Source organism: Acidimicrobiales bacterium, from assembly GCA_016794585.1.
Lineage (GTDB): Bacteria > Actinomycetota > Acidimicrobiia > Acidimicrobiales > DATDAH01 > JAEUJM01.
In genome coordinates this window covers 226,766-246,846 of record JAEUJM010000043.1, presented here as the reverse complement: position 1 = coordinate 246,846, position 20,081 = coordinate 226,766, and the positions used below count along the sequence as shown (strand labels likewise).

General features: G+C 71.7%; 15 protein-coding genes and 4 tRNA genes. 9 read left to right on the top strand and 10 right to left on the bottom strand.

All coding sequences use genetic code 11. From position 1 onward, the window contains the following. Together JNK12_21830 and rpe are read right to left on the bottom strand one after the other, a co-directional pair. Nucleotides 1-288, bottom strand: a 288-nt coding sequence (locus tag JNK12_21830; GenBank protein MBL8778585.1) for a hypothetical protein, incomplete at its 3' end; no start/stop codon positions are given. Next, nucleotides 285-968, bottom strand: coding sequence for a ribulose-phosphate 3-epimerase (rpe, locus tag JNK12_21825; GenBank protein MBL8778584.1), 684 nt, complete (start codon nt 966-968; stop codon nt 285-287). The genes rpe and JNK12_21830, both read right to left, overlap by 4 nt. A 53-nt stretch (nt 969-1,021) precedes the next feature. On the opposite strand from rpe, the gene JNK12_21820 reads away from it, so the two are divergent. Beyond that, entirely contained in the window at nt 1,022-3,067 is a 2,046-nt protein-coding gene (locus JNK12_21820; GenBank protein MBL8778583.1) for a VCBS repeat-containing protein, read from the top strand. Nucleotides 3,068-3,125: 58 nt separating this feature from the next. Here JNK12_21820 and JNK12_21815 read toward each other — a convergent pair. The 6 genes from JNK12_21815 to JNK12_21790 form a co-directional block, all read right to left on the bottom strand. After that, a tRNA-Lys gene (locus JNK12_21815) sits at nt 3,126-3,200 on the bottom strand. Between the two features lie 84 nt (nt 3,201-3,284). Further along, nucleotides 3,285-5,360 carry a hypothetical protein gene (locus JNK12_21810; GenBank protein ID MBL8778582.1) on the bottom strand — a complete coding sequence of 692 codons (2,076 nt, stop codon included), beginning with the start codon at nt 5,358-5,360 and terminating at the stop codon, nt 3,285-3,287. Between the two features lie 60 nt (nt 5,361-5,420). Beyond that, on the bottom strand, nt 5,421-6,236 hold the full coding sequence (locus tag JNK12_21805; protein MBL8778581.1) for a hypothetical protein: 816 nt from the start codon (nt 6,234-6,236) through the stop codon (nt 5,421-5,423). Nucleotides 6,237-6,283: 47 nt separating this feature from the next. Beyond that, nucleotides 6,284-7,678 (bottom strand): MBL fold metallo-hydrolase, encoded by a 1,395-nt coding sequence (locus tag JNK12_21800; GenBank protein MBL8778580.1) that lies wholly within the window; start codon nt 7,676-7,678, stop codon nt 6,284-6,286. Nucleotides 7,679-7,730: 52 nt separating this feature from the next. Further along, complete coding sequence (locus JNK12_21795; protein MBL8778579.1) at nt 7,731-8,603, bottom strand: TIGR03619 family F420-dependent LLM class oxidoreductase; 873 nt, start codon at nt 8,601-8,603, stop codon at nt 7,731-7,733. Nucleotides 8,604-8,663: 60 nt separating this feature from the next. Next, nucleotides 8,664-8,737: transfer RNA gene (locus tag JNK12_21790), tRNA-Arg, on the bottom strand. Between the two features lie 110 nt (nt 8,738-8,847). Between JNK12_21790 and JNK12_21785 the strand changes: the two genes are divergently transcribed. After that, the gene (locus JNK12_21785) at nt 8,848-9,978 is read left to right on the top strand and encodes a VCBS repeat-containing protein (GenBank protein ID MBL8778578.1); all 1,131 of its coding nucleotides are present in this window, start codon (nt 8,848-8,850) and stop codon (nt 9,976-9,978) included. Nucleotides 9,979-10,011: 33 nt separating this feature from the next. Further along, nucleotides 10,012-12,645 (top strand): O-antigen ligase family protein, encoded by a 2,634-nt coding sequence (locus JNK12_21780; GenBank protein ID MBL8778577.1) that lies wholly within the window; start codon nt 10,012-10,014, stop codon nt 12,643-12,645. A gap of 23 nt (nt 12,646-12,668) precedes the next feature. On the opposite strand, the gene JNK12_21775 is transcribed toward JNK12_21780, so the two are convergent. Continuing rightward, a tRNA-Gly gene (locus JNK12_21775) sits at nt 12,669-12,742 on the bottom strand. 31 nt (nt 12,743-12,773) lie between these two features. After that, nucleotides 12,774-12,847: transfer RNA gene (locus JNK12_21770), tRNA-Pro, on the bottom strand. A gap of 62 nt (nt 12,848-12,909) precedes the next feature. Between JNK12_21770 and tig the strand changes: the two genes are divergently transcribed. The 6 genes from tig to JNK12_21740 all read left to right on the top strand — a co-directional run bounded on the left by tig (nt 12,910) and on the right by JNK12_21740 (nt 20,077). Next, the gene (gene tig, locus JNK12_21765; protein ID MBL8778576.1) at nt 12,910-14,370 is read left to right on the top strand and encodes a trigger factor; all 1,461 of its coding nucleotides are present in this window, start codon (nt 12,910-12,912) and stop codon (nt 14,368-14,370) included. After that, nucleotides 14,370-15,008 carry an ATP-dependent Clp protease proteolytic subunit gene (locus tag JNK12_21760; protein ID MBL8778575.1) on the top strand — a complete coding sequence of 213 codons (639 nt, stop codon included), beginning with the start codon at nt 14,370-14,372 and terminating at the stop codon, nt 15,006-15,008. Before tig ends, JNK12_21760 begins: the two co-directional genes overlap by 1 nt. Before the next feature lie 33 nt (nt 15,009-15,041). Next, nucleotides 15,042-16,322 (top strand): ATP-dependent Clp protease ATP-binding subunit ClpX, encoded by a 1,281-nt coding sequence (gene clpX / locus JNK12_21755; protein MBL8778574.1) that lies wholly within the window; start codon nt 15,042-15,044, stop codon nt 16,320-16,322. A 13-nt stretch (nt 16,323-16,335) separates the two neighbouring features. Continuing rightward, nucleotides 16,336-16,563: a hypothetical protein gene (locus JNK12_21750; protein MBL8778573.1), complete on the top strand. Its 228-nt coding sequence runs from the start codon at nt 16,336-16,338 to the stop codon at nt 16,561-16,563. A gap of 7 nt (nt 16,564-16,570) precedes the next feature. Continuing rightward, nucleotides 16,571-17,890: a hypothetical protein gene (locus tag JNK12_21745; protein MBL8778572.1), complete on the top strand. Its 1,320-nt coding sequence runs from the start codon at nt 16,571-16,573 to the stop codon at nt 17,888-17,890. A gap of 75 nt (nt 17,891-17,965) precedes the next feature. Continuing rightward, complete coding sequence (locus tag JNK12_21740) at nt 17,966-20,077, top strand: hypothetical protein (protein ID MBL8778571.1); 2,112 nt, start codon at nt 17,966-17,968, stop codon at nt 20,075-20,077. Nucleotides 20,078-20,081: the final 4 nt, after the last annotated feature.

The following is a 20,081-nucleotide window of genomic DNA, read 5'->3' as shown; positions in this document are numbered from 1 at the left end:
GATCACCTCGTCGACGTAGGCGAACCGGGCAGCCACGTCGTCGCTGATCTCGGCGGGCGCGGTGGCCTCGATGTCGTCGAGGAGTTGCGCCACCCGCTCGACCTCGGCGTCGTCGGCCACGTTGAGGTCGAACGCCGACGTCACGGCGTTTAACTCGGCCAGCCTGGCACAGAACGTCTCCTTGTCCGGCTGGGCCCCATCGTCGCCCGAGGAGCAGGCTGCGGCCGCCAGGAGCGCCCCGGCGGCGAGCACCGCAGCCGCGAGCGGCCCGAAACGCCGTGCGGTCATGCCCGAGCGGCCTCGGCGCGGGCGCGCAGGTCGGCTACCGCGTGCCCGAGCCCCTCGGGATCGCGGTAGAGGGCGCTACCGGCGACGAGGACGTTGGCACCGGCCGCCGCGGCGGCCCCCACGGTCGAAGGTCCGATGCCGCCGTCGACCTCCACGTCGACGTCGTAGCCCCCCTCGACCACGAGCCGCCGGGTCTCGGCGATCTTGGGCTCCATGGTGGCGAGGTAGGACTGGCCGCCGAACCCGGGGTTGACGGTCATGACCAGCACGAGGTCGACCAGGTCGAGCACGTGGGCGAACGCGGAGACCGGGGTGGCGGGGTTCACGGCGACCGCGGCCGTGGCCCCGAGCTCGGCGATGTTGCCCAGCGTGCGGTGCAGATGCGGGCAGGCCTCCGTGTGCACGATGAGGCGCTCGCAGCCGGCCTCGACGTAGCGGGCGGCGAGCTGGTCGGGCTCCTCGACCATCAGGTGGGCCTCGAAGGGCACGGCCACGTGGGGACGGAGCGAGGCGATGACGTCGGGGCCGAAGGTGAGGTTGGGGACGAAGCGGCCGTCCATCACGTCGAATTGGATGCGGTCGACCCCGGCCTCCTCGAGGGCGACGCACTCCTCGCCGAGGCGGGAGAAGTCGGCGGGCAGCACCGACGGGGCGATGAGGACGGGGCGATCGTCGGCCATGGTCCGAGGTTAGATGAGGTCCGACCGGGACCCGACCTTGGTACCTTCGACGGGTGCTCCGACCGCCGAGTGCCCTGCGCACCCTCGCGGCCGTGCTCATCGTGACCGGGGCGACGTCGGTGGGCTCGGTGGCGATGCCCACCTCCGCCCCGGCGTCGCCGGCAGGCCGGCAGGCGGACGGGCTCTCCGCCCAGGCCCCCGAGGCGCCCACGCCGCCCAGCCCGCTGGTGGGCGACTTCGACGGCGACGGGCGTGCGGACCAGCTCTGGTACGGGCCCGGTGGCTCACCCGACCACGCCTGGTACGGCAAGGCCAACCGGGGATTCGCGGGCCGGGCCGTCACCGTGGGGGGCACCTACGTCCCGCTCATCGGCGACTTCGGCGGCGACGGGCGCGACGACGTGCTCTGGTACGGGCCGGGCGGCGCGGCCGACTACCTCTGGCAGGGGACGGCGGGCCGCGGCTTCGTCGGGAGATCGGTGAGCGTGGCCGGGGTCTACGTGCCGCTCGTGGGCGACTTCGACGGTGACCGCCGCAGCGACGTGCTGTGGTACTCGGCCTCGGGACCCGACCGGCTCTGGTACGGCACCGCCTCCGGGTTCACCGCGGTGCCCGTCGCGGTCACCAGGCAGTACACCCCGGTCCTCGGCGACTTCGACGGCAACGGCACCACCGACATCCTCTGGTACGGACCGGGCACCGCCGGCGACTACCTGTGGCGGGGAACCTGGACGCGCCGTTTCGTGGGAGCGTCGATCAAGGTCAACGGCACCTACACCCCGGTGGTGGGCGACTTCGGCGGCGACGGCCCCCAAGACGTGTACTGGGACGGCCAGGCCGGCAGCGGCGTGTTGTGGAGCGGCCGGCGCAGTGGTGGGTTCGAGGGCGCCACCACCGCCACCGTCGGCGCCGCGGTGCCGGTGGCGGGCGACTACGACGGCGACGGCGCCGACGACCTGGTGTGGGACAACGCCGGGGTCGCGTCCGACCGGGTCTGGTACGGGTCCCCCGGGGGCTTCGCGCCCCGGGCCGTCAAGGTCGGGGGCACCTACGCGGCCCGTCCCGGGGACTACGACGGCGACGGCCGCGACGACCTCTTCTGGTACGCGGCCGGCGCAGCCCGAGACGCCCTGTGGTTCGCGGGGCCGGGACGGGCCTTCGCCGCCCGCCCGGCGATCCTCGACCCACTCCCGGGCGCCGACGCCCCCTTCCGACAGGACACGTGGGCCACGCAGTACGACCCCTACGGCTACATGGCGCACGCCTTCGGGCCCACGCCGCCCGACCAGTACGGACGCCAGTTCGGCTACTCCAACAGCCTCGAGGCCTTCGAGCACAATTTCGCCCGCGGTTTCCGGGTCTTCGAGGCCGACTGGGTGCGCCTCGCCGACGGCACGGTGCTCGCCGCCCACAACGGGACCGAACGCCGCTACGGCCTGCCTCCGGGAGTCACGTTCGACGAGGCGACGCGCGGCCAGCTCGACGCGACCTACACCGTGGGAGGAGGGAACGGGAACGAGGCGTCGACCTTCACCCCTGTGTTCGCCGCCGACCTGGTCGAGCTGCTGCGCACCCCCGCCTACGCCGATGCCTACGTGATCCTCGACACCAAGTTCGACCACGTCGAGATCGTGGCCGAGTTCGTGCGCCTCACCGCCGGGCGACCCGATCTCATGGATCGCCTCGTCCCCCATGTGGAGGGGCAGGCCGAGCTCGACCGCCTCCGCGCGATCTACCCCATCCGCAACTATGTGCTCGCCCTGTACCGCACCCAGGCGTGGAACCGCTTCGACGACCCTGAGGTCGTGCGCTTCGTGCGCAACAACCGGACGCCCGCGGTGATGATGTGGTGGAACACCAGGAACCGGGCGCTCTCCCTCTCCGCGAACATGGCCCAGCAGCGCAGGTACACCCCTACGTTCGCCGCGCAGCTCGAGGCGTCAGGGGCAGTGGTCTACGTGCACTCGCTGAGCGACACCGACATCATCTCGACGTTCGCGTCCAGGCGCGTCGGCGTGTACTCGAACGGTCCCTTCCCGCCCTTCACGACCGAGCCGGCGCCCATCGAGCCCCGGATCGAGAGCGGCCCGCTCGTCTGATCTGCGCTGATCATCCGTCCGCCCGGATCATCGACCCGGCGGCGGTTTGGCGTGGTGGTGGTGCGCCCCCTGGGATTCGAACCCAGAACCTGCGGATTAAGAGTCCGTTGCTCTGCCGTTGAGCTAGAGGCGCCGATGCGAGCCGCCCAGCATAGGCGGGTGGGGGCCCGGTCCCGCCAGACGTGGCCAGAAGCCGTCTCGACGGGACCGTGGAACCTCAGGGGCCGGCGTCGGCCGCCGGTGGCGGTGGAGGTGCCGGCGTCGGCCCCTTCGGTGCCTCGACCCCGGCCACGTCGACCACCGCGGCCGGTTCCGCCCCCGGTCCGTCACCGTCGACCGTGTCGCCGTCGGCCGGGTCGTTGCCGTCGCCGGCCGCGCCCGCCCCGTCGCCGCGGGCCAGGGACTGCATCAAGAGGGCGCCGACGCCGCCGAGGATGCCGGCATCCGAGCCCACCTGGATGTCGGGCACGATCTTCACGTTGCCCGCGGCGACCTCGCGCAGGGCCGCGACGAGGGCGGTCTGCTCGGCGCCGATGGCGCGCCTCTGGGCCTCGAAGCCCTTGGCCCGGGCGAGACCGAGGGCCTGCTCGGCGACGGCGGTGGCCTCACCGAGGGCCCGCGTGCGGGTGGCCTCGGCGTTACCGGTCGTGGTGATCACCGCCGCCTCGCCCTCGGCCCGGGCACTCGCCGCCTGGGCCCGGGAGCGCTCGATGTCGACCGACACGTTGGCCTGGGCCAGCTCGCTCTGCATGTCGGCGACGCCGCGCTGCTGCTCGAGGCTGACGCGCGCCTCCTGGGCGGCGCGCTGCTGGGCGAAGGTGGCCCGCTCCTGCGAGGCGATCTCCCGGCTGGTGAGCACCTCGACGAGGTCGGGAGGGAACACCACGTCCTGGATGTAGACGCCGCGGGTCTCGACCTCGTAGCGCGAGAGGTACGACTGGATGTAGCTCTCGGCCGCGGACTGCACCTCGTCGCGCTTCTCGATGAACTCGGTGGCGCCGAGGGTCTGGAGCTTGTTGCGGAAGTAGTTGCCCACGGCCGACTGGAGCACCTCGTTGACCAGGTTGGCCATGGTGCCGACCATCGAGATGACCTTCGGGGCCCGGGTGTCGGGGACGTGGATCTGCACCTGGAGGTCGATGCTGAAGGCGAAGGCCTCCTTGCTCTTCGCGTCGATGGGCGCCAGGCGGGCGTCGAGGCTGTGCGCCTCGCTCGTGACGTGCGACCAGTTCAGGGTCAGGATCGAGGTGGGGACGATCTCGGCCTCGTAGATGCGGGGGTTCAGCGTGTACTTGCCGGTGCGCAGCGGTTCGGACCAGATCCCCTGGTGGCCGGGCTTCACGATCGAGCCGAACTTGAACTCCTCGCCCGACGTGTCCTCGGTGGGCAGGCCGACGTAGGACTTGATGACCGCCACCTCGCCCTGGCGGACGACGAGCATCTCGCGGAGCTCGACCCGGACGAGGAACGGGTTCAGGAGGTACGAGCCGTACAGCAGCGGATCGTGCTGGAGGCCGATGCACCCGCCGTTGGCCAGGAACGCCTGGTAGTCCTGGTAGTTGTCGTGCAGGTCGTTCTTGGACCGAAGCACGGCCTGGATGACCTGGATGGGGGAGCCCCCGGTGGGCGAGGCCTCCATGGCGGTGACGTCGGCGAATCCCCCGATGCGGCTGGCGATGTCCCCGGACGGGGGCCCTTCCAGGGTGGTGACCACGCCGACGATGTCCCGGTCGCCCTGGGGGGTGATGTGCACCACCCGCAGGACCGCGGGGTCGACCTGGCGGATCGCCGCCAGGGTGGCGTCGGACACGACTTCGCCGAAGGTGGCGTCGCTGGTGAGGACGACGAAGCCGACGGGGTGGATCGGCGCCGTCGTGCCCGGCGGGAGGACCGGCCGCTGCACGCCCCGCTGACCGCCGTGGGACAGGAACGTGCGCACGTCGGCGAAGTTGCCGAACTCGGGACGGTACGCGGCTGACTTTGCGCCCGTGGGCAGCGCGGCGCCGACCTGGCCGATCACGAGGCCGACCTGGTTGGGCGGGACCTGCACCCATGGGAAGCGCCGGACCTTGTAGACCGGCCAGAACTTGAAGCGCAGGCCCGGCATGAGCAGGTCGGCCTGGTAGCCGGCTTCGCCGTTCAGGGCGACGAGTTGGCCGCCCTCCAGCTTCTTGCCGATGCGCTTGGTGACCAGGCCCACCTCGGAGGGGCCGATCGAGGTGAAGCTGCCGAGCACCACCAGCAAGAGGAAAAGGGCGATCCCGCCGATCACGGCCAGGAGGACCAGGGTCATGTGCACGCCTCTCGTTTCCCGGGCCGGGGTGGCCCGAACACGGCGCGGCGCCGTGTCGGCTCAGCCGGCGAAGACGTCGTCCTCGGCCAACTTAGCGAAGCCGAGGTGCAGGCGACCCCGGATTGGCTCGCCGTCCCGGCACACGTCGACGCGAGCGCCGGGGACGAGCACGGGAGCGAACGCCGGGTCGCCCTCGGCCTCGGTCGGCGTGCCGTTCGTGAGCGCGCCCACCTGCACCAGGTCGTGCGACTCGATGCGCTCCGAGCGCCAGGTCCGCTCGTCGTAGTCGCCGGTGACGAAGTACCCGCGGCTCGGGTCGAACACGTCCTCGACGACGCGGAGGGCTCCATCGCGGTCGCCTTCGGCCCGCAGCACGAGGCGGCGGACGCACGTGGTCGAACCACTGCCCCGGCGCACCGCCGCGGCGACCTCGGGCTCTCGGAACAGACCGAGGGTGAGTGCCGTGCCGGCAGGAAGCAGCCGGGTGTCGAGCAGCCCGTCGGTGCGGGCCTGGATCGCCAGCGCGTGGTGCGTGGCCGTGCGTCGGGCCTGCTCCCGCCGGGCGGCACGCTCGAGCTGGAGGTACCCACGGACCTCCTCGTCGCCGAAGACCCGCTCGATCACCTCCCACTGGCGCTCGGGCGCCAACCGGTCGAACACGGCCCGGGCGACCCGCTCGCGCTCTTCGAGGGGGAACCGGTCGATGGCCGCCACGATCGACTCGGCGCCGGCGTCGTCGTCGGCCGCCACCCGTTCCACTTCACGTCGGATCTCCCTGGCCAGCGCGAGGTACGGCTCCAGCTCGTCCAGCTCGGCGAGGCGCCGGGCGACCTCCTCGCGGCCGGCAGCGGTGCGGGGCAGCGGGTCCGTGGTCACCGCGCCATCCTCGCAGTCCGAGGCCGGCGGCGGCGTCCGGCTCTGGATCAGTAGCGCTCGACGTCCACGCCGCGCCCGAGGGCGACGTCGACCCCCACCCGGCCGTATAAGAGCACCTCCCGCCACCGGTCGAGCCAGTTCCGCAGCGCCCGCCGGCTCACCGCCTTGCGGAGTGGCAGGTAGTCGTACTCGTAGAGGTTGAACGTGAGGTTGAGCACCTGGACCGTGCGCTTGTGGGCGCTGGGCATGCGGTACCGCACCCGCTTCGAGATCGGCAGATGGGAGAAGAGGTCGAGTTCGATGCACTGCTGGAACACGTGGGTGGCCACGTGCACCTGCACGGGATGGCGCCGGTCGTCGACGTCGTCGAGGCGGGTGACCGAGCCCGTGGCGAGGTCGACCGACAGGAGGTCGCGACGGTCGCCGGCGGCGAGGACGTACACGATGGGCCGGCTCCGGAAGAAGCGGCGCAGCGGGTAGGGGAGCGCGGCGCTGAACCGGGCGAAGTACCGCCGCACCTCCTCCTCGTCGAGGGTGGCGGCCTCCTCCTCGACGTAGGTGGCCTCCAGCCGGTCGGCGACGTCGCGCCCGTACTGCTCGAGGTGCGCCTCACGCTGGGTGAACCAGTCGTTCGGGGCGACGGCGAAGCCCTCGTGGCTGGACCACGAGTCCCCGGAGACGAGCACGTGGGCCTCGGGACGGGTGAGGGCACGGGTCGACATCTCGTCGAGCACCATCTGCGGCGTCTTGATGGTGCCGTTGAGGCCGACGACCTCGCGGTGCAAGAAGCAGTGGTTCGAGGCGAAGGGGATGGCGTGGCGGGCGCCGCTGCGCACCGCGAAGTCGACGAAGGACCGGACGTAGCGCGACTCGTCGTCGACGGCCTCGTCAGGGTCGTCGGTGATCTCGAAGCAGAGGCGACCGTTGGCCGAGCTGTGGCTCCGGAACACGAAGTCGATGTCCGGGTGGCGGTCCAGCACCTGTCGGAGCGGCCGGCCCATCAGCTTGGCGTCGGTCACGTTGAACAAGGTGACCCCCTCGCTCTCGATGACCAGGGCACTGTCGAGGAAGGGGCCGAACTGGTACGAGGTGACCGCGAAGTCGGGCCCCAGCTCGACCCGCCGGCCGTGACGGAGCTCGCGGACGTCGGTGAAGCCGAGCCACTCCAGATCCCGCCGCATCCGGTCGTGGTGGCCGCGGGGCACGAGGACCGGCGTGTCGAGCGGGAAGCGTCGGAGGGAGACGCCGTGGAAGTGGTCCCAGTGGATGTGGCTGAGGGAGATGGCCGACGGCCGCAGCGACTCGACCAGCTCGGGGCTCGGCGGGGGGTAGTTCCACCACGAGCGCCAGTAGCACGACCCGACGAGCCAGGGGTCGCACAACAGCTCGGTGCCGCCGCCCCGCACCACGAGACCGGCGTGCGAGAGCACGGTGAAGTCCATCCGGGGCGAGGCTAGCAACGCCCCTGGCGGCGGCCGCCCGCCGCCGTCATCGTCACCTCGTGGCGGCGATGACGGTGTCGGCGAACTGGCGGAGGGCGTCGAGCTTCGGCTGCAGGTCGGTGTCGGGCATCGTGTACGGGTCGCGGAAGCCCACGATCACGTCGGTCACGCCGAGGTCCTCGAGGCGCTTCACGCCGTCGGCCGAGTAGCCGTCGAGGGAGATCACGTGCACCTCGAAGGGGGCATCGGTGCGGCCGTACTCGGCTCGCAGTTCGTGCAGCCTGTCCAGGTGGGTGCCGAGGTCGGACCCGTCGCCCATGCCGGCGTGCATCCAGCCGTCGCCGACCCGGGCCGCCCGCCGGAGCGCGGCGTCGGTCTGCCCGCCGACCAGCAGCGGGATGGGCTCGGTCGGGGCGGGCGTGATCTTCACCGCGGGCAGGTCGTAGTGGTCGCCGTGGTACTCGAAGAACTCGCCGGTCCAGAGGCCGCGCATGATGTCGATCATCTCGTCCATGCGCTTGCCCCGGGCCCGCCACTCGGTGCCGGTGACCACGAAGTCCTCCGGCCACGGGCTCAGCCCGACCCCGAAGCCGAAGCGGTTGCCCGACAGGACGGCGACGGACGCCGCCTGCTTCGCGACCAGCACCGGCTGGCGGATGGGCAGCTTCACGACGAACGTGTGGAAGCGCAGCCGCGTGGTGACCGCGGCCAGCGCGGGGATGAGCACGAAGGGCTCGATGAAGGGCTTGCCGTCGAGGAACTCACGGTCGCCGTCCGCGGTGTACGGGTAGGTCGAGTCGGAGTCCCGCGGGTAGCAGATCGAGTCGGGGATCACCATGGCGTCCCACCCCGCGTCGTCGGCGGCCTGGGCGAGGGGGGCGTAGTGCGACACGTCGCACATGGCCTCGGCGTAGGAGAAGCGCATGGGGCCTGTCTAGTGCGTCGGGTCCACGAGGGCCCGCGCCGGCCCGCACCGCGCCATCGGCGCCCCCGGCAGGATTCGAACCTGCGACCTTGTCATTAGAAGTGACCTGCTCTGATCCGCTGAGCTACGGGGGCGGGAAGCGACCATCCCGCGCCGCTGACCGGCTCCCGACGATACTGGTGGCCGGCGGACGGCGATACTGGAGGCGCGGCGCGGCGAACGCCACGCACGAGAGGGAGTAGTTGTGCGCAAGACCCTGCAGTTGACGATCCTCGCGGTTGTCGTCGCGTGTGGCGCCGTCGGTGCCCCCGCGTCGGCCCAGGAACCGGTGCCTGGCGAGACGCCGGTGACCACCGCCGCCCCAGTGCCGGTCGAGGTGCCGGCGACCACCGCGGTCCCGGTCGTTCCCGAGGGGCCGGCGACCACCACGGCCCCTCCGACCACCGCCCCGGCGACCACCATGCCGGCGACGCCGCCGGCGGAGTCGGCGACGGCCGATCCCGAGGTCGTCGTCCCCACGCCCGTGCCCACCGACTCGCGCCCGGTCACCGGCAACTTCAACGGCAGCGGCCGCGACATCATCTTCTGGTACAGCCCGGGCACCGTCGACCGTCGCTGGCAGGGCAAGGCCGACCGCGGCTTCGCGGAGATGGAGCCGTCGGTCGCCGGCGGCGACTACAAGCCCTTCACCGGTGACTTCAACGGCGACCGTCGCTCGGACATCTTCTTCTACGGCCCCGGGGCGGCCGGGGACTTCATCTGGTACGGCCGCACGGACAACGCCTACGACCAGATGGCGGTCGCGGTCCCCGGCTCGTACGTGGCGGCCCTCCCTGGTGACTACAACGGCGACGGCCGCACCGACATCGTCTGGTACAAGCCGGGTCAGACCGCCATGTGGCGCTCCAACGCCGACCGCACGTTCACCGTCGCGCCCCTCGGCGTCACCAACACCTACGCCCCGTTCGTGGGCGACCTCAACGGCGACCGCCGGGCGGACATCTTCTGGTACAAGGGCGGCTCGACCGACGACTGGATCTGGTACGGCGAGACCAACTACGACTTCCGCCGCATGCGGCTCGAGGTGGACGGCCACTACGACCACCCGCTCCCGGGCGACTACGACGGCAACGGTCGCACCGACATCCTCTGGTACAAGAAGGGTGGCGCCCAGGACTACGTCTGGTGGTCGACCTCGGCGGGCTTCACCAGCAAGAAGATCACCGTCAGCGGCACGTACAAGCCCTTCGTCGGCGACTTCGACGGCGACCGGCGGTCCGACATCTTCTGGTGGGGCCCCGGTGCCGAGCAGGACCGCACCTGGTTCGGCCAGACGAACCGCACCTTCAAGCTGGGTCCGATCTTCCACGCCTGAACCGGGCCGGCGGCGCGTGATTAGCATCGCCCGGTGGCCGTGACCGCGCCCGTCGTCGACCGACGGATCGAACCGGGTGCGCCGGTCGCCGACGAGTCGCCGCGAGCCGCCCCGTGGGGGATGTGGGGACGCGTGCGCAGCGGCGACCTGCGGCCGGTGGCCGACCTGCTGCTGTTGCTCACGTTCGCGCTGACGCCCGTGCAGCTCGAGCGGATCGGGCCGCACATCACGCTGGCCGACGTCAGCCTCGTGCTGGCGGGCCTCGCGGTGGTGCTCTCCGCACACCGGTGGCGGTCGATCGACTCGATCATCCGGCCCCGGTTGGCGCTCGGTCTGGCGCTGATGGCCGCCGGGGGGGTCCTCGGCCTGCTCTTCGCCGGCGCCGACGCGACCAGTCCCATCATCCCGGGTGCGTCCGAGGCGCTCTCCGACTTCGCCCGTGAGGCGTATTCGCCGACGTCGGCGAGCAGCGTCGAGCTGCTGGCACGGCTCGCCGGGGTGGCGGTGCTCTGCTTCGTGGTGCTCCTCGGCGCCGACCCGAGCACCCGGCTCCTGCGCCGCTGCGCCTCGGTGTATGTGGTCTCGGCGTCGGTGTCTTCGGTCATCGGCACCGTGGCGGCCTCCTCCTCGCACTACTTCGCCGACTTCGAGAGCGGCGTGGGCAGGGCCACGGGGCTCGCCGGCAACGCCAACATCTTCGGTGTCGTCACCGCCATCGGCGCGGTGTTCGCCGCGGTGCTGGCCACGCTTGCTCACGACCGCCGCGCCCGAGCGCTGTACACCGTGGCCGTCGTCGTGCAGGTCCTCGGCATCGCCTACTCGGGGTCACGGGGGGCGATGGTCGGTGTCGCCGTCGGTCTCGTCCTCGTGGCCGTGCGCCTCGTGCGCACGGGTCACCAACGCGTCGTGGCCGGTGCAGCCGCGGTCGGCCTGCTCTTCGTGGTCGTCACCGTCAGCGGCCTCGTGCGGGTCCCCACCATCGACCGCCTCCTCCTGCGGACCGACACCACGGCGAGCGCGCTCAGCGTCGAATCGACCGACGTCCGCATCGAGCTGTTCAACCGGGCGCTCGACGACCGCGGCATGGAAAGCCTCCTCGTCGGCTCCGGCCTCCGCGAGCAGCCCGCCACCTCGGTCCACAACGGCCACTTCGAGGTCTGGCTGGGGCTCGGCGCGCTGGGCATCGTGGGTTGGCTCGTCGTCTGCGCGCTCACCTGCGCGCCGGCACTGCGCACCGCCTGGCGGCGTGATCGCCTCGACGAGCGCGAAGGGGTGCGCTTCGCGTTCAGCGCCGGGTTCGTGGCCTTCGTCGTCACGGCGCTCACGGTCAACAACATCTGGAACCGCTACCTCTGGCTCATCGTCGCGGTGGTGGCCTACCTGGGGATGGCGCGGCCGCCGGGAGCCGCGTGGCCCGCGGATCCGGTGCGCCGCCGCAATCGCATCGCACAGCTGATGACGCTGTCGTTCTTCCTCATGCCCCTCGTCAGTCTCCGGGTGACCAAGACCGTCGCCGGAGCGGACGTGCCCCTCGCGCTCGCCGCCGGCCTCGCCGTGCTCTGGGGGCCGTTCGGGCGGTCGCCCTGGCGGCTCGCACCCTGGCTCCTGCGCGCCGGTGCCGTGCTCCTCGCCGTGGGCTCCGTGGTGAGCCTGGCGTTCTCCGACACCCCGATCGACAGCGCCGTGCTCCACGGGCGCCTGCTGACCACGATGGTGATGGCCTGGGTCCTCCTGGCCTGGTGGGACCCCGACTGGCGGACGGTGCGCCGCCTGCTCCAGGCCTTCATCACCGGCGCCGCGCTGTCCGCCGGCCTCGGGGCCTTCGCCTCGATCACCAAGCTCTCGTTCACCGAGCCCTGGCGTGACGTGGCCAACACCACCGACCGGGCGACCGGGCTGACCGGCAACGCGAACCACCTCGGGGTGTACTGCGCCCTCGCGCTGGTGATGGCCTGCGTGCTCGCCGCGCACGAGCGGCGCTGGCGCTGGTACGCCGTCGCCATCGTCCCGCTCGTCGGCGGCATGCTCTGGAGCGGGTCGCGCAGCGCCGTCGTGGCGGTCGTCGTCGCGCTGATGTTCCTGGCCGTCAAGGTCGTCCGCATGGGCAAGGGCCGGTGGGTCGCCGGGGTGGGCGGCGTGGCCCTGATCGTCTTCGCGCTCGGGTTCGCCAGCCTCGTGCGGCTCCCGGTGGTCGACCGCCTGCTCCTGCGGACGGACACGGCGGCCAGCCAGTTCTCCGAGACCTCGACCGACGCCCGGTTCAACCTCGCACGCGACCGCCTGGACCAGGCCGGGGACCACGCCCTGATCGTCGGTGACGGGATGGTGAACCGCTCCACGACCGGGCCCCACAGCGGGCACCTGGAGATCTGGGTCGGGCTGGGCGCCATCGGGCTCGCCGGTTGGCTCCTCGTCGCGCTGTCGACCGTGCGTCCCGCGTTCCGCCTGACCTGGGCACGCCGCCGGCTCGCGGGTCACGACCTCGTCCTCTACGCGGTGACCCTCACGTTCGTGGCCCACATGGTCCTCGCGTCGTTCCTCGAGCACATCTGGACCCGCTACATCTGGCTGCTGGTCGGGCTCAGCGCCGTGCTGGCCTCGCCCCCCGACGACGATGCGGTCGACGCCGTCGCGCCGGACGGGGACCGCGAGGCGGCTCCGGTCTGAGCCCGCCGCGTGGGCGGTGGCGGTGGAGCGGGTGACGGGAATCGAACCCGCGTCATCAGGATGGAAGCCTGAGGCTCTGCCATTGAGCTACACCCGCGAGGACCCGCGACGGTAGTCGAGGGCCGACGTCGGGGAGGCGGGACTTGAACCCGCGACCCCCTGCTCCCAAAGCAGGTGCGCTACCTGGCTGCGCTACTCCCCGTCGCCGACAACCGTAGCGAGATGGCGTGGGCGAACAGGACGGACCGTTACACTCAGCCGCCTGTGAAGACGAGCGTCGAGACCCTCGAGGGCAACAAGGTCAAGCTTTCCGTCGAAGTCGACGAGGCTGAATTCGAAACGGCGGTGGACTCGGCGTTCAAGCGCATCGCCAACGAGATCAAGATCCCCGGCTTCCGGCCGGGGAAGGCCCCCCGCAAGCTCCTGGAGGCTCGTCTGGGCACGGGCGTGGCCCGCGAGGAGGCCCTGCGGGAGGCGCTTCCCGGCTACTACGCCGAGGCCGTGCGCGAGCACGAGGTCGACGTCATCGCCGCCCCCGAGATCGACATCACCGACGGTGAGGAGGCCGGGCCGGTGGCCTTCGACGCCGTCGTCGAGGTCCGCCCGCAGATCACCCTCGAGGGCTACGCCGGGCTCGAGGTCGAGATCCCCTCGCCGGTCCCGACCGACGAGGAGATCGACGCCCAGGTCGAGCGCCTGCGCGAGCAGTTCGGCGAGCTCGAGACCGTCGAGCGGCCGGCCCGCGAAGGCGACCACGTCCGCATCGACATCGCCGGTTCGGTCGGTGGCGAGGCCGTCGAGGGCCTGACCGCCGACGACTACCTCTACCCCCTCGGCAGCGAGGGCATCGTCCCCGAGATCGACGCCCAGCTCACCGGGGCCAAGGTCGGGGACATCCTGGAGTTCGACGCCGAGCACCCCGACCCCGACGAGGACGGCGGTCTGCACTTCCGGGTCCTCGTCAAGGAGGTCAAGGAGAAGGTCCTGCCCGAGGTCACCGACGAGTGGGCCAACGAGGCCTCCGAGTTCGAGACCGTCGCCGAGCTGCGGGCCGACTACGTCGACCGCATGACCCGGGTCCGGGCCGCTCAGGCCGCGATGGCCGCGCAGGCCCGTACCGCCGAGGCCCTCGCCGAGCTCGTCGAGCTCGAGCTGCCCGAGGCGATGGTCCAGGCCGAGATGCAGGACCAGCTCCAGAACCTCGCCATGCGCCTCCAGGCCCAGGGGATGGACCTCGAGCAGTACGCCGCCATCACCGGGCAGGATCCAGAGTCGATGCTCGCCGAGCTGCGCGACGGGGCGGTACAGGCCGTGAAGATCGACCTCGGCCTGCGGGCCATCGCCGAGGCCGAGGGCCTCGACGCCACCGACGAGGAGCTCGAGGCCGAGTACGAGCGTCTCGCAGAGCGCTTCAACGAGTCCGTCGAGGACGTGCGCCATCAGTTCGAGCACCACGCCGGCACCGCCGGGCTGCGCGCCGACCTGCGCAAGCGGGCCGCACTCGAGTGGCTCGTCGAGCAGGTCACCCTCGTCGACGGCGACGGCAACCCCGTCGACCGTGCCGCCCTCGAGCCGCCTGCCGAGAACGACGACGCCGACGCCACCGACGACACCGAGAAGGACGACGAGGGCGAGACGACCGCGAGCGCCACCACCGAGTCCGAACCCAGCGACGCCGAGCCCGAACCCACCGACGCCGAGCCCACAGAACAGGACGCCCCCTGATGGAGCCCATCCGCAACTACCTCGTCCCGACCGTCGTCGAGCAGACGAACCGTGGCGAGCGTGCCTTCGACCTCTACTCGCGCCTGCTCAAGGAGAACATCATCTTCCTGGGCACGCCCATCGACGACACGGTCGCCAACCTCATCTGCGCGCAGCTCCTGCACCTCGAGTCGGAGAACCCCGACAAGGACATCAACATCTACATCAACAGCCCGGGCGGCGACATCACCGCCCTGCTGGCGATCTACGACACGATGTCGTACGTCAAGCCCGACATCACCACCATCTGCTTCGGCCAGGCCGCTTCGGCCGCCGCGGTGCTCCTCGCCGCCGGGACCAAGGGCAAGCGCATGGCCCTGCCGCACTCCCGGGTGCTGCTGCACCAGCCCTACGGCCAGGCCGGTGGCCAGGTGTCCGACATCGAGCTGGTGGCCCGCGAGATCCTTCGCATGCGCACCACCCTCGAGACGATCCTGGCCGGTTGCACGGGCCAGCCCGTCGAGAAGATCAACGTCGACACCGACCGTGACTTCGTGATGTCCGCGCAGGAAGCCAAGGAGTACGGCATCATCGATGAGGTGATCTCCGCCCGGGACCTGGTCGACACCAGCGGCCCGATCCAGGCGGTCAGCTCGTAGGGTCGACAGAGCGCACCGGGGGAAGGGACTGACGTGGCCAAGTTCGGAGACGGGGGCGAGCTCCTCAAGTGCTCGTTCTGCGGCAAGTCGCAGAAGCAGGTCAAGAAGCTCATCGCGGGCCCGGGCGTCTACATCTGCGACGAGTGCATCGATCTGTGCAACGAGATCATCGAAGAGGAGCTCTCCGAGACCTCCGAGCTGCGCTTCGACGAGCTGCCGAAGCCCCGCGAGATCTACCAGTTCCTGAACGACTACATCATCGGCCAGGAACAGGCGAAGAAGATCCTGTCCGTCGCCGTCTACAACCACTACAAGCGCGTCCAGCTCGAGGGTGCCGGCAAGGGCGAGGACGACGTCGAGTTGGCGAAGTCCAACATCATGCTGATCGGGCCCACGGGCTGCGGCAAGACGTTGCTGGCCCAGACCCTGGCGCGGATGCTCAACGTCCCCTTCGCCATCGCCGACGCGACCGCGCTCACCGAGGCGGGCTACGTCGGCGAGGACGTCGAGAACATCCTCCTCAAGCTGATCCAGGCCGCGGACTACGACGTCAAGAAGGCCGAGACCGGCATCATCTACATCGACGAGATCGACAAGATCGCCCGCAAGAGCGAGAACCCGTCGATCACCCGTGACGTCTCGGGCGAGGGTGTGCAGCAGGCCCTGCTCAAGATCCTGGAGGGCACCACCGCGTCGGTGCCGCCGCAGGGGGGTCGCAAGCACCCCCACCAGGAGTTCATCCAGATCGACACCACGAACATCCTGTTCATCTGCGGTGGTGCGTTCGCCGGCATCGAGAAGATCATCGAGGCCCGGGCCGGGAACAAGGGCGTCGGCTTCGGGGCCGACATCCGCCAGTCCAACGAGAAGGACCTCGGGGCCATCTTCACCCAGGTCCTCCCCGAGGACCTGCTGAAGTTCGGCCTCATCCCCGAGTTCATCGGCCGCCTCCCCGTGGTCGGGGCGGTCGCCAACCTGGACCGCGAAGCCCTCATCCGCATCCTCGTCGAGCCCCGCAACGCGCTGGTCAAGCAGTACCGCAAGTTCTTCGAGTTCGAAGACGTCGAGCTCGAGTTCACCGACGACGCCCTCGACGCAGTCGCCGACCAGGCCCTCAAGCGGGGGACCGGTGCCCGCGGCCTGCGCTCGATCATCGAGGAGGTCCTCCTCAACGTGATGTACGACCTCCCCAGCCGGGGTGACGTCGGCAAGTGCGTGATCGACGGCGCGGTGGTGAACGAGAAGGTCAACCCCACGCTCGTGCCGCGGGGCGAGCCGACCCACCAGCCGCGCCCGCGCCGCGCCGCTTCCTGATCCCGACCCTGCGGTGAGCCGACTCGTGCAGGGCCTCGTGGTCGGCGCCGTGGTGGGCGCCGCGGTGGCCGTGGCCCAGACCGTGCGCCGCGAAGAGGACCCGGCCGAGCTGGTGGCCCGCCAGGCGACCCGTGGGGCCGTGCAGGGCGGCGCCGTCGGGCTCGCGGTGGGGATGGCGGCCGCCTGGCGCCAACAGCGCCGCGCCCGCCGCCTCGGCGCACCCACCGCCGAGGGCGGGTGACGACTCGGTGGAGCTGACCACCGCGCTCGAGTACCTCCACGGCCACGTCAACCGGGAAGCCACCGCAGGACGCATCGAAGGTCTGTCCCTCGACCGCATCCGCGCCGTGCTGGCCGCGCTCGGCGACCCCCAGCGCGACGTGCCGGTGGTGCATGTCACCGGCACCAACGGCAAGGGCTCGACCGTGCGGATGGTGGCCGCGCTGCTCCAGGCCCTGGGCTTGAGCGTCGGCAGCTACACGAGCCCCCACCTGGAGCGCCTCAACGAACGCCTCCGGTGGGACGGCCGCCCCGTCGACGACGAGACGCTGGCCGAGCTCCTGGCCGATGTGGCCCGGGTCGAGCCGTTGCTGGAAGCCGCCGTCGGCCCGCCCTCGTACTTCGAGATCCTCACCGCGGCGGCCTACAAGTGGTTCGCCGACGTGGCCGTCGACGTCGCCGTGGTCGAGGTCGGCTTGCTGGGTCGCTACGACGCCACCAACGCCGGTGACGGGGCGGTGGCCGTGATCACCAACGTGGGCCTTGACCACACCGACGGCGGTCCCGGCTGGCGGGCGGCGATCGCGGAGGAGAAGGCCGGCATCGTGAAGCCGGGCGCCACCCTGGTGCTGGGGGAGACCGACCCGGACCTCGCCCCGATCTTCGCGGCTGCCGGCGCCGGCGAGGTCTGGCGCCGCGACGAGGACTTCGGCTGCCTGGCCAACCAACTGGCCATCGGCGGCCGCCTGATCGACGTGCGCACCCCCGGTGCCACCTACGACCAGCTCTTCCTGCCCCTGCACGGCGCCCACCAGGGGGACAACGCGGCGATCGCGTTGGCCGCGACCGAGGCCTTCGTCGGACGCCCGCTCGACGAGGACGTCGTCACCGAGGCGCTGGCCGGCGTCGTGGTCCCGGGCCGGTTCGAGGTGGTGGGCCACCAGCCCCTCGTCGTCCTCGACGGCGCCCACAATCCGGACGGGGCGTCCTCGCTGGCAGCCACCTTGACCGAAGGGTTCGCCTCCGCCGGCCGGCGCCACTTCGTTCTGGGCTTCCTCGACGGCCGCGACGCCGTCGAGATGCTGCGCGCCCTCGGCGTCGGTGCCGACGACGAGCTCGTCGTGTGCACGCCGGACTCGCCGCGCGCCCAGCCGGCCTCGGTCGTGGTCGAGGCCGCCGCCACCCTCGGCCTCCGTGGCCGGCGCATCGAGACGGTCGCTCACGCCCTCGACGAGGTGCTCGGGCGCGCCGGGCCCGACGACGTCGTGGTCGTCGCCGGCTCGCTCTACGTGGTCGGCGCCGCCCGATCGTGGTGCCGCGCCCGGGGCCTCGTCGCCGAACGCGACTGACGCCTTCGCCCCCGATCGTCCGATCGCCGGGCGCCGTGAAACCTCAACTCCGACCACGCACCGGCCGATGCTGCCGTGGGGGCCGTCTGGCTGCTCTGGGAGGTCATGAGGTTGCTGTCACGTCTGAAGATCCGCACTCGGCTGGCCCTCATGATGGCCGTGCCCCTCCTCGCGGTCACCGGCGTGGCCGTGCTGGGCTTCCAGACGATGCAGGCGGTCAAGGTCGAAGGCCCCTCCTACGCCGACATCATCGAGACCAAGGAGCTCGTGAGCGACGTCACGGCCCCGCCCGAGTTTCTGGTGGAGAGCTTCCTGGTCGTGCGCCAGCTCGCCACGGAGACCGATCCCGGTCGGGTGGCGGTGCTCACCGAGCGCCTCGAGGGACTCCAGGCGAAGTACGAGGAGCGCCACGACTTCTGGGAGGAGCGGCTCGGTGACGAGCCCTCGCTTCGGTTCGCGCTCCTCTCCGACTCGTACGCGCCGGCCCAGGAGTTCTGGGACGTCGTCGACGAGGACTTCCTGCCTGCGGTCGCCGACGGCGACACCGAAGAGGCCCAGCGTCTGGTCGAGGGGCCGCTGCAGAGCGCCTACGAGCGACACGACGACGCCGTCGGCCGTGTGACCCGCCTGGCCGCCGCGCACGAGGCCGAGGTGCAGGCCGAGACCTCCGCCCTCATCGAGCGTCGGACCGACATGCTCGTGATCTTCGTGGCCGTGGTGGCGGTCCTGGCCGTCGTCCTCGCCGCCCTGGTGGTCCGGTCGATCCGCCGTCCCCTGAATGCACTCGAGCGCAACCTGCCCCGTGTGGCCGAGGAGCTCCGGTCCGCCGACCTCGTCGACGGAGCCCCCGATCTCGAACTGGCGCCGGCCATGGGACACGACGAGCTCGCCCACGCCACCGAGGCCTTCAACTCGGTGGTGCGGACCGCCGTCGATCTCGCCGCCGAGCAGGCCCGCATCCAGCGAGACGTGTCCGAGACCTACCTGCACCTGGGCCGGCGGAACCAGAACCTGCTGCGACGCATGCTCTCGTTCGTGTCCGACCTCGAGCAGAACGAGCGTGACGCCGAGGCGCTCGACCACCTGTTCCGCCTGGACCACCTCGCCACCCGCATGCGGCGCAACGCCGAGAGCCTGCTCGTGCTGGCCGGCGCCGAGCCCGCTCGGACCTGGTCGACGCCCGTGCCCATGATCGACGTCGTGCGCGCCGCGATCTCCGAGATCGAGGACTTCGGCCGCATCGATCTCGCCGGCCTCGAGCCCGCCGCGGTGCTCGGCACGGCGGCGGCCGACGTGACCCACCTCCTCGCCGAGCTGCTCGAGAACGCCGCGCTCTTCTCTCCGCCGTCGACCCAGGTGGAGGTCCACGGCCGGCGGCGCGAGGACGGCTACGTCCTGTCCATCGTCGACCACGGGCTCGGGATGACGGCCGAGCAGATGGCCGAGGCCCAGCTGCGGGTCAGCGGTGGCGACGACGGCTCGCGGGCGAAGATGCTGGGCCTCCACGTCGTCGGCCGCCTCGCCGCCCGCCACGACCTCCACGTGCAGCTCGCCGACAACCCGAGTGGGGGCACCGTGGCGCTGGTGTGGCTGCCCTTCGGCCTCGTCGGCCCCCTTCCGGGCCAGGCCACCCCGGCGCGGTCGGCGCCCGCGCCGGCGTCACCGACCACGGCGGGTGCCGCGGTGGGGGACCGGGCCCCGGAGGCCGTCGCCGGGCCGCGAGACCGCACTCCCGCCATGGCCGGTGCGGTGGCGACGCCGTCGACCTCCTCGACCACCTCGACCGCCACGCACGCGGCGGGTGAGGCGCCGCCGTCCGCGGGAGTGCGGCTCCCGACGTTGGTCCCCCCGGCCCCGCTCCGTGCCGACCCGCCCGCGGCCCCCACCGTGGCGCCCGGGCCGACCGCGTCGGCACCGGACCGTCTCTCGGGCGCCCCGGCGGGCGCGACGCTGCGCTCGCGACGGGGCACAGGCGCGAACGGTGACCAGGCGAACGGCGTCGGCGGCCACTCGACATCCCCGTCCGCCGCACCTGCGCCCGCCCCCACCCCTCCGGGCGGGGCCGGCTCGCCGGGCGCCACCCGACGCTCGCCCGACGAGGTCCGCTCCAACCTGGCCCGCCTCCAGGCCGGCGTCCGTCAGGCCCGCCACGATCGTCCGAGCCCGGACGAAGGAGGCCCCCGGTGACGTC